The organism is Maribacter sp. ACAM166 (assembly GCF_005771495.1).
Lineage (GTDB): Bacteria > Bacteroidota > Bacteroidia > Flavobacteriales > Flavobacteriaceae > Maribacter.
In genome coordinates this window covers 59,545-69,360 of record NZ_VAUW01000022.1, presented here as the reverse complement: position 1 = coordinate 69,360, position 9,816 = coordinate 59,545, and the positions used below count along the sequence as shown (strand labels likewise).

The 9,816-nt window shown below is 33.3% G+C and carries 8 protein-coding genes; 2 read left to right on the top strand and 6 right to left on the bottom strand.

The window, feature by feature from the left end; genetic code table 11:
• Positions 1-342: 342 nt before the first annotated feature.
• Positions 343-2,136: a sensor histidine kinase gene (locus ES765_RS14345; protein ID WP_138115005.1), complete on the top strand. Its 1,794-nt coding sequence runs from the start codon at positions 343-345 to the stop codon at positions 2,134-2,136.
• Positions 2,133-2,552 carry a response regulator gene (locus tag ES765_RS14340; RefSeq protein ID WP_138115004.1) on the top strand — a complete coding sequence of 140 codons (420 nt, stop codon included), beginning with the start codon at positions 2,133-2,135 and terminating at the stop codon, positions 2,550-2,552. The genes ES765_RS14345 and ES765_RS14340 overlap by 4 nt, the downstream gene beginning before the upstream one ends.
• 1,098 nt (positions 2,553-3,650) lie before the next feature.
• On the opposite strand, the gene ES765_RS14335 is transcribed toward ES765_RS14340, so the two are convergent.
• From ES765_RS14335 to ES765_RS14310, 6 genes are read right to left on the bottom strand one after another with little or no spacing between them, the layout of a single operon-like run.
• Positions 3,651-4,361: a LytR/AlgR family response regulator transcription factor gene (locus ES765_RS14335; protein ID WP_138115003.1), complete on the bottom strand. Its 711-nt coding sequence runs from the start codon at positions 4,359-4,361 to the stop codon at positions 3,651-3,653.
• Position 4,362: 1 nt separating this feature from the next.
• Positions 4,363-4,683, bottom strand: coding sequence for an Hpt domain-containing protein (locus tag ES765_RS14330; RefSeq protein ID WP_138115002.1), 321 nt, complete (start codon positions 4,681-4,683; stop codon positions 4,363-4,365).
• The gene (locus ES765_RS14325; protein WP_138115001.1) at positions 4,680-5,744 is read right to left on the bottom strand and encodes a sensor histidine kinase; all 1,065 of its coding nucleotides are present in this window, start codon (positions 5,742-5,744) and stop codon (positions 4,680-4,682) included. Before ES765_RS14325 ends, ES765_RS14330 begins: the two co-directional genes overlap by 4 nt.
• On the bottom strand, positions 5,744-6,874 hold the full coding sequence (locus ES765_RS14320) for an FIST signal transduction protein (protein WP_138115000.1): 1,131 nt from the start codon (positions 6,872-6,874) through the stop codon (positions 5,744-5,746). The genes ES765_RS14325 and ES765_RS14320 overlap by 1 nt, the downstream gene beginning before the upstream one ends.
• A gap of 9 nt (positions 6,875-6,883) precedes the next feature.
• Entirely contained in the window at positions 6,884-9,250 is a 2,367-nt protein-coding gene (locus ES765_RS14315; RefSeq protein ID WP_138114999.1) for a PAS domain-containing sensor histidine kinase, read from the bottom strand.
• Positions 9,243-9,785, bottom strand: coding sequence for a heme NO-binding domain-containing protein (locus ES765_RS14310; protein ID WP_138114998.1), 543 nt, complete (start codon positions 9,783-9,785; stop codon positions 9,243-9,245). Before ES765_RS14310 ends, ES765_RS14315 begins: the two co-directional genes overlap by 8 nt.
• Between the last annotated feature and the right edge of the window lie 31 nt (positions 9,786-9,816).

The window sequence follows — 9,816 nt, the reverse complement described above, 5'->3', positions numbered from 1 at the left end:
ATTACTGAAAAAAGAATAAAGGAAGTAGAAAGATTATTAAATTACAGACCTATTAGAAAGTTTAATTATAATAACCCAATTGAAGTCCTAAAAAATAAGTGTGTTGCACTTATGGGTTGAACTCAGCTTTAAATTAATTAAGGGTTTTAAAAAGTGTTATTTTTCATTTTTCAGGCCCTTTAACATTATACTTTCCTATTAAAATATATTTTCCACCCTGTTAAATTAGTATAGATGATTTCTTAAGATCATTTAACAAGAATTTAATGTAACTTAGAGTAAGCTTAAACTTACTCCCTCCACGTTGAGTACGATTAAAAATAAGCGGCTAATCAAAGTTATATGTGGAAAAGAGTTTTAAAAATGTTAGTTGGGCTATATCTTCCATTATTAGCACTTTCCTTATTTCTTTACTCTTCACAAAAAGAAAAACAAATAAAAACTTTATCAGAGAATCAAAAACGTGAAACTACGATAAAGAAAAATAATTTTAAAGAACAGAGTTATTCTTTCCTACATGACACCCATTATTGGTCTACTTTAAACTATCCCAAAGAGTTTGATCCTCTGGGAAAACATGAAGAATTCATGTATCGCTATATAGAACTTGTTAAAGCAATTACAGATTATGACCAGTTTCGCTTTCTAGATTTAAATGGTAAAGAATTTTTCAGAGCAGTACGAGTAGCTGGCGACTCTGTAGTAATTGGTAATTTACAGGCTAAACAAGAACATGCTTACGTAAAAGCTGGCCTAGCTTTGAAACGAGATCAACTGTATTTATCTCAAATAAGTTTGAATAGGGAAAACGGTATTATCGAAAAACCCAACAAACCTGTCATTAGAACAGTTGCACCCATTTTTGATGTGGAAAATAATCAAATAGGATTAGTAGTCATCAACTTTAAAATGAAAAGCTCTCTTGATGTGCTAAAATCCAAAGTTGCAGATACCAATGTGTACCTATTAGATGAAGACCATAGAATTATTAGTTCTAGTACCAACCTTGAAGATTTACCCTATGAATTTGGAGATACAAATAGCACATTGGCTGGTATATTAGACCCAAATATCAATACCTATATGAGGGATAGTACTTTTGTGGATAATAATCATATTTGGTCCCAGCAACCGATTATCTTAAACGGAACAACACACACCTTTGGCTCAAAGTCAAATAAATCTTCAAAAATAATTACTCCCTCAAATTGGTTACTAGTTCTAGAGATACCACCTAGGCTAATAAGAGCCTCATTACTACCCGTATCTGAGAGTATTTTAACGTTTAATATTATTTCAATTATTGTTCTTTTTGGGTTTTCATATGTATACCAAAAAAATAAGATTCAAAAAGAAGAATTTTACGGTGAATTGGAAAGTAAAAATTTATTATTAAAAAAAAGCAAAGACCAATTACAGAAAAATAATTTAGTTGTTACTGAAATAAACAATTGCTTAGAAATTCGAAACAAACAATTAAGTGATTTTAATTATTTGATTTCACACAATCTAAGAGCACCTGTCACTAGTATGTCTGTGATTGTTGAAATGATAAGAAATGAAAAAGAACCCGAAAAATTAAATCAACTTTTACCGAAACTAGACCAGGTTACCAAAAGCATAACACACCTTACGGAAGATATTAATGAGTATGTAGCCATTCTTGATAATACGCAAATAAATGTAACTGAAATAGATTTTTTAGAATTGATACAAGAAGTTGAAAATGAGTTTACCGAAACCCTTCTCGATGATAGTACCTTTGAGGTATTGGTAGATTTTAAAGCTTGGCGTAAATTAACATACTCAAAACTCTATTTACAAAGTATTTTACACAATTTCATTTCGAATGCCATTAAATATAAAAGAGAAAATGTTTCTTCTTTTATACAGTTTGAATCTGCGTATGAAAACAATAAAAAGGTATTATATGTGAAAGATAATGGGATTGGTTTAAATCTTGAAAGACATGGTGAAAACCTTTTTAAACTTTACACAAGGTTTCACAGAAATATTTCTGGCAAAGGAATGGGTCTTTTTTTGGTGAAATCTCAACTAGAAGCACTTAATGCAACTATAACAGTAGATAGTAACGTTGGTATAGGTACAACATTTAAAATAATTTTTGAAAAATGAAGGCAAAATCAAATATTTTATTGGTAGATGATGACACACTCTATTTATATTTAATGGAGCATACGATAAAACAATTAACCGAAACCTTGAAAGTAGATACTTTTACTGATGGTGAACAAGCAGTTGAATTCATAACGAAATGTACAGAAGAGAATGTTGAACTACCTGACGTTATATTTTTAGATATTAATATGCCTTTCTTAGACGGTTGGGGATTTCTTGCTGAATTTAAAAAGTTGAAAACTAAAATTGAGAATAATGTAAACATCTATATGGTAACCTCTTCTATGCGTGATAGTGATAGAAAAAGGGCAGCTGAATTTGAGGAACTTTCTGGCTATGTCATTAAGCCTGTCAACAAAGTTCAATTAAAAGAGATATTCACGAAAATTTACCATGAAAATTGGCAAGAGTAAATGTATGTCTTCTTTAATCGCCGAGTTCAACCCATAAGTACAACACACTTATTTTAGGACTTCAATTGGGTTGTTAGAATTAAACTTTCGACTTCTTTTATTCTTTTGTTCGAGACTTCTCTAAGGTCAGTCTTCTTTAGGAAAAATCACCTTATAACACCTATTCTATTTTATACAGCACCCTTATTATGAGACGCATAGGATCTAGTTAAATAGGTATTTAAGTTTTATCTTTTCTATGTTTTATAGTGATAGGGAAATTCATTTCCATTAAAGAAGGGTAGTGTCTTAATCTAAAATGAGTCGAAGTTAGCAAGTTGCACACTCATTCTTTGGTAGACTTCATCTGCGTTTTTATTATTAAGCTTTTCAATCATTGTAACCAAGGTTGCCCTGTAAGTCAATACCAATAGCGCTAACTTATTACTTCCCATCATAAGACTTACTTCAATATCACCAATGCGGTAACCTTGGCCCACAACCCAAGGTCGCTGATCAATGCCTACGCAACCGGTAATGGCGCCGCGATTATCATTGGTGTTACTACCTTTTTGTCTTCGCCCAGTATGCCGCAGATGACTGTATAGTCTTTTATACTTCGCATGATTATTATGGTTACTGTGCTTTGCTGTCCATATCCACTTGTATATAGTTTCGTGGGTTACACAATACCCGGACTCTTTGTTCAGTCGATTTGTTATGAGTTCTTGGCTCTACTTTTATAGCTCATAAGCTCTTTGATGCGTTTTTTAAGACCTTCGGTCAATAGTTATCCGTTTAGGCTTGCTAATGTGGCGTAAAATAGATATTGACCAGGGCGTGCTCAACGCTATAACGTCCGGCAGTTCGTCCTCGCTAAAGGATGTTGCGCTTCAATTCTCGGTTTACAGTACTCTTGTACACCTATTTGACCAGCTATTGCTGCTTGTGATACCCCTTCCTTAAGTAGTGACTGTATTTGATACCTTTAAAAAAGGCAACGTTGTTTATCTTTTTTCATGTAAGACGAATATAAATATTGAGCCTAAAACAGATAGGGCCAGCCCCATCTGTTTTAAATATTCGTGGTGCACTTATGACTTGAACTTAGAATATTAATTAAAGAAGATTTAGCCGTTTCCTCAATTCAGGTTGGCTAGAACGACTTATAGGCACCACATTTTCAGCAATTAATACGCTATTATCCTCTATATCAATAATTTTGGTGAAATTTATGATATACGAACGATGTATCTGTAGGAATAACTTTTCTGGTAATTTGTTCTTGATTTTTTTTAAGGTAGTATGAACACGGTATTCATCCTTTTCAGTCTTGACATCGATGTAATCCCCATTGGCTTGAATAATCAAAATTTCATCGAATTTTATTTTTATCAACCTTCTGTCTATGTTAATATATAATTCTTCTCCTAATTCTGATACCAGTTCAACTGCATCTTTGGTTTTTGATTGTCGAATTCCTAAATTATTGATTTTTTTTATACTTTTCTCAAACCGCTCTAATGTTATAGGCTTCAATAAATAATCTACAATACACTCATATTCATAAGCTGTAATAGCAAAATCTGTATCTGAGGTGGTTAAAATAATCATTGGTGGGTCTTTCAATGTCTGTACAAAATCTACACCACTAAACCCAGGCATATGAATATCTAAAAAAACAATATCGATAGTTTGTTTATTCAAAAATTTCAAAGCTGAAATAGCATTATCAAATTCTTCTATCACATACAATTCTGGTATTTTTGAACATAATTGCCCTACAACATCACGTGCCGTAGCTTCATCGTCAATTATAATACAGTTCATTTTAAATCGTTTTTATATAAGACTCAATCGTCTCTAAAATATTAATAAATCTTTTTTCAGAATCGTTTTGACCTGCCAATAATTCTCTTTCATAATCGACCGCTATATTGTATGACTTTTCCATGCCAAAAATATTTAACTTATGCTTTAGCTTATGAACAATAGCAGCCGTACTTTTAAATCTCTTTTTCGTTATGTGTTTAAGGTATTCATCTTTCTCTACAGGAAACTCTTCTTTGATAACAGCAATAAACTCGTTTCTAAAGCCTATATCGTCTCCTGCAAGTTCATTTATATAATCAAGGTTAGGTAAATCTATCATTGCTTCTTTTTTAACGTAAAATAAAATGTTGTTCCTATATTTTCTTTGGACTCCAACCAGACATCGCCTTCATAAAGCACCACAATTTTCTGAACAATGGCAAGTCCTATTCCTGTAGCATTCCCATCATTCGTAAGCTTTTTGAACATTTCAAAAATGCTATTTTGATGATGATCGGCAATTCCTTTTCCATTATCAGAAACACTGAACTTCCAAAACATATCGTCAGGTTCATAGTCTATTCTAATAATACCTTTGTCTACTTCTTCAGTTGCCTTTATCGCATTGGTCAATAAATTTATAAATAATTGTTCTAGCCTGTCCTTCTCAAATACCATTTCTGGCAAATTACCTGCATGTTCAAATGTTATATTTTCAGGCACATAAATAGTTCTTTCAATTTCTTTCAAGACAGTATCTAGATTAAAAGAAACTCTATGCTCTTCTGTTTCACCTAAGGTTGCATGTTTCAAAATACCTGTTATAAGCTTATCCATCTTCTCAATATTCAGTGACAACAATGAGAAATTGTCTTTACTTGCATCAGAAAATTTATCCTTTTCATCGTCAATAATCCAGCTCATCAACGCATTAATATTTCGTATTGGAGACTTTAGATCATGGGAAACCATTTGCGCATAATTGTTTAAAGATTGATTTTGAGCTTCTAAATTTTTAAGAAGTTTATCTTTCTCTGAAGTCATTTCAGCTACCTGATCTGCTAAATTACTTATGTATTTAGCCAAATATTCTGTATTGAATTCATCTTTTACATTTAGCCCAAACAATTCTTTGTCATTCAAATTCTCAGTAAGACTACGAATGGCATTATCTAAGGAACTTAAAATATTCTTTTGCTGAACAGCCTCTTTCTCCAACTTCTTATTGGCTTCAAAGAGCTCATCAGAGCTCATCGTTGTAGCCCTATATAGCATCGACAACCTTTCATCATAATCATGATATGACATGTCTATGGCCTTCAAAAAAGCTTCCATTTCTGGATGTGATGCAAGGCGCTTTGTTAGGTTTTTTCTAAGTTGTCTAATTAACAATGAATGCATTATTCGCTAAGTAAGGTTAAGGTCATTGTTTGATTATGTAGTTTACAGGAATATTGCCCGGTAAATGGAGCCATTTCGCCGTAAGAGTAAAAACCGCTAATTACAGTATTGTTCCCCACTACTGATAGGACTTCCTCTATCTCTTCTTCCGTTCTTTGGTCCATGACTAATTTGCGTCCGATACAACTTATTAAAAGTGCAAGCTCAGGTGTTTTCTCTCTTCCTTTCATAGCCAGTTGTGCGGCTCTGTAGGCGCCGTTAACAATATCATCTACCGAAGACATCATTAATTGAACCTTTGCCCCTTCAGGAACATCTCCAGCAAAAGTCATGGTATTTTCATCATTATTAATAGTTAATATAGTACGCACTAACGGCTCTGTATCGTGGTGTGTCCTTATACTTAATGGATACAACAAAGCTGACTTTGGGAGCTCTTTAGCTTTCTCCCCTAAATAGGTCTTATAAAGATCTAAAGCCGGTTTACCATCAAGTTCATACAAAACATTACCCATTGATTTAGTTATACTTCTTTCAGGACCAAAGGGTGTCCATCCTCCGTAATTAGAACTCGATATTTCTAACGTTTCGCCATAAAAACCAATCGCTATAATTTCACCCTCTTTAGGGTTTTCATTATAGGAAGCTAAGGTTCGCTCAAAACGATCACCATCACCACATAGACCGCCCGACAAACCTATCGTTGTTGATATCTTTTCCAAACCACTAATCAATGCACTACCATTAACAGAACTTCCTTCTGAAATTACAAATACATGATTTAAATTCTCTTTTGGAAATGCTGCCATTAATTCCTCCCCTAGCTTTTGATCATCATTCTGATAATCCTCAACATTACTCCTTTTTACTAGAATTGAGCTTTTTTCAAATTCAATAGCGGTTAAAACAGCAGTACCCTCCAAAACCGTGTCGTTAATAATCTCACCAGAGGTCGTACCAAAAACAATCTGGCCAGTAGGAAATAATTCCCTAACCTCATTATAGATATACTCACTTTCCAACATATAACGATTTCCGAATACCAATACCAATGGATTGTTAAGTTGAATTAACGTGTCCTGAAAAATAAAGGGTTCATTCGGTTTTTTAATTGCCTGCACTATTTTCATTGGTTAGTTTTAGCAGCATTTATTTTTAGTAATCGTAAAATGGAACTGTGTTCCTTCTCCAACTACACTATCTATCCATACCCGACCACCGTAACGATCAACAATTTTTTTGACTATAGAAAGACCAATACCCGATGATTCCTCATTCTGCCCAATAGATTGAAATATATCGAAAATCTTTTTATGATATTTTTCAGGGATACCTACACCATTGTCAATTATCGTAAAGCACCAAAAATCAACTTCTTCTTTATAACGTACTTCAACGACCCCTTCTTTATTTTTTATATGTACCACGGCATTGCTAATAATATTTTGAAACAGTTGATGCATCTTTGTTCTATCTGCAATAATAGTCGGTAGATTTTGAGGCACTATCAATTTCACATGCCCTGGTATATAAATTATTTCACCAATTTCTGCAACTACTTTATTGAGATCTACATTAGAATTATCTAGCTCAGAACTATTCGCTGTTGAGTATTCTAATATACCATTTATCAATTTATCCATTGAAGCCACTTTTTCCTGCAACAGCTCCAAATTCTGCTTTCCTCCTTCATCTAAAACATCTTTGTAATCTTCATTTAACCAAGTGGCGAGTGCGCTAATGCTGCGTAATGGAGACTTGAGGTCATGAGAAACAATATGTGCATAGTCTTGTAGACCTTGATTACTGTCCTCCAACTCAGTCATTAACTTTTCTTTTTGTAGTTCAAGATGTTTTTGGTCGGTTATATCTAAATGTATCCCTATAGCTCCAATTACCGATCCCGAATCATTAGATCTTGGAGCCTCACTAATGAGCCAATGTTTTATGTTTTTATCTTTGTCTAATAGTTCTACTTCATAAGAAGTAGATTCCACTTTTAATCTTTTTTTGATTTTCTCTTGATTTACTTGACTACGCTTAAATAGGAGGATATCAGAAGCTATTTTACCCAATAGCTCCTCTTCATTGTATCCACTCATTTCACAAAAACGATGGTTCACCATTTGTATGACTTCATCATTGTCTACTTCTATTAAACCAAGGTTCATATTCGCTATTATGCTACTATACTTTTCTCTCTGGACCTCCAAATTCTTTCTATAATTCTTACTTATGGTAACATCATGGTATACCCATAAGTGCCCTTTATAGGTTCCATCATTATCTATAGGGATAAAATCTCGTTCCAGAATTCTACCATCGATCATTTCAAGTTCATCTGATAATACCGTTTTTCTTTTTGCAAGTACTTCTTCTATTCGTTTTACGAAGTTTTCTGGTTTCTTAAAATATGTTTTAAATTCTTCTTCAGAGGCACTACAATCTTCACCTATATACGCTTCTGGAGTTGCTGTTCTATTAAAAAGGTTACAGAACATTTGATTTGTCCATGCTATTTTACCGTATTCATTCTCCAACAGCACACCGGTCTGCATATTAGATATTAATGTCGACAACCTATTTTCAGATGATTTTAATTTTCTATCTGCTTCCAACTCTTTGGATATATCCTCGATTACTGCTATTTGATAATCTTTTTTGCCTACACTATCTGTAATTGCAGTCATCATAGTCTTCACCAAAATCTTTGAACCGTTCTTTTTAGTGAACTTCAATATGGTCGTAAATTTATCTACTTCACCATTATACATCTGATCCATTAGACAATTTTCGTCGTTAGGATTCTCTGGTTCTGAAATGGCTTTAAGCGAACTGTTTTTAAGTTCATTTTCGGTATGCCCAAGCATATCTACAATTGCAGCGTTGGCCTTAACTATGATGCCATCTAAGGAGAGAACAATACCTAATGGAGAATTCTCTACAATAATATCTAATTGCTTTTTCTGTTCAGAAAGCAGTCTTTTCACTTCCGTCTCCTGAGTAATATCTCTAATTATACCTTGGGCTGCTATTGGCTTCCCATTTTTTCCATAAATAAGACTACTATTTATTTGAACCCATTTTTCAGTAGTACCATTTAAAATAATTTTAGCTTGATAATTTTGGAGGGTTCCAACTTCCATTAGTGAACGCATCGATTTTTGGGTGTATAGAAAAAAATCGGGGTGAACAAAATGAGAAAGATTTACCTTTTTAATAGTATGATCAAACCCTAAAAACTCTTTTGCAGAGCTATTCATATTAATAACATTAAAATCAAGATCCATTACAATGTAAGAATCTACAATGTTTATAAATACCCCAGCCAATTCTGATGTCTTTTCAATCAGGAGTTTTTCTAGCTTTCCATTAGTTTCCTCTAAATGATGGTTTACGTCATAGAGCTCCTTTGATTTGTCTTCTAAAATTCTCTCAGCTTGATGACGTGCCTTTTTCTCTCTTAAGAGGGATTTTTTCAGAAGAATAACTTCTTTATTATCCATTTTGAACGATATCAAATTTCACTTCTGTACCGTCTTCCTTGAAAAGTTCATAGGTAATATCGGCCTTTCCATTAAAGTGCTCAAAAACCTTTTCAATAAGACCATGAGCCATTCGGTATAGTCCTCTTGAGGATGAATATATCATTGTTAAGGAAGTATCGGTTTTATCAAGTATTTTAAAAGTAGGCAGCTCGGCATCTGGATACAATTTTTTCACATGAACATGTATATGATCTTCAATAGAACACAATAAGCTAATAGGAGTTTTATAACACTGTATTACTTCGGGATGTGCATTGCGTAAACTTGAAAACAAATAAAGTCCGAAGGCATACTTTAAATCGCCAGCTGGTAAATCCACTTCTTCACTGAGCTGTGTTATCAGTGCAACCATTTCATTAAACTCATAAGTAGCGACCGATGTATAGATTCCTTGAGAGGGTAAATTAGATTTTTCAATAATATTGTCAACAGTTTCGAGACCAAATTTGGTCTCCACCATTTCCAAAAACTCCGTAAATACAATACCCTTCATTTGATATATTAAACATTATAATATATCAAAT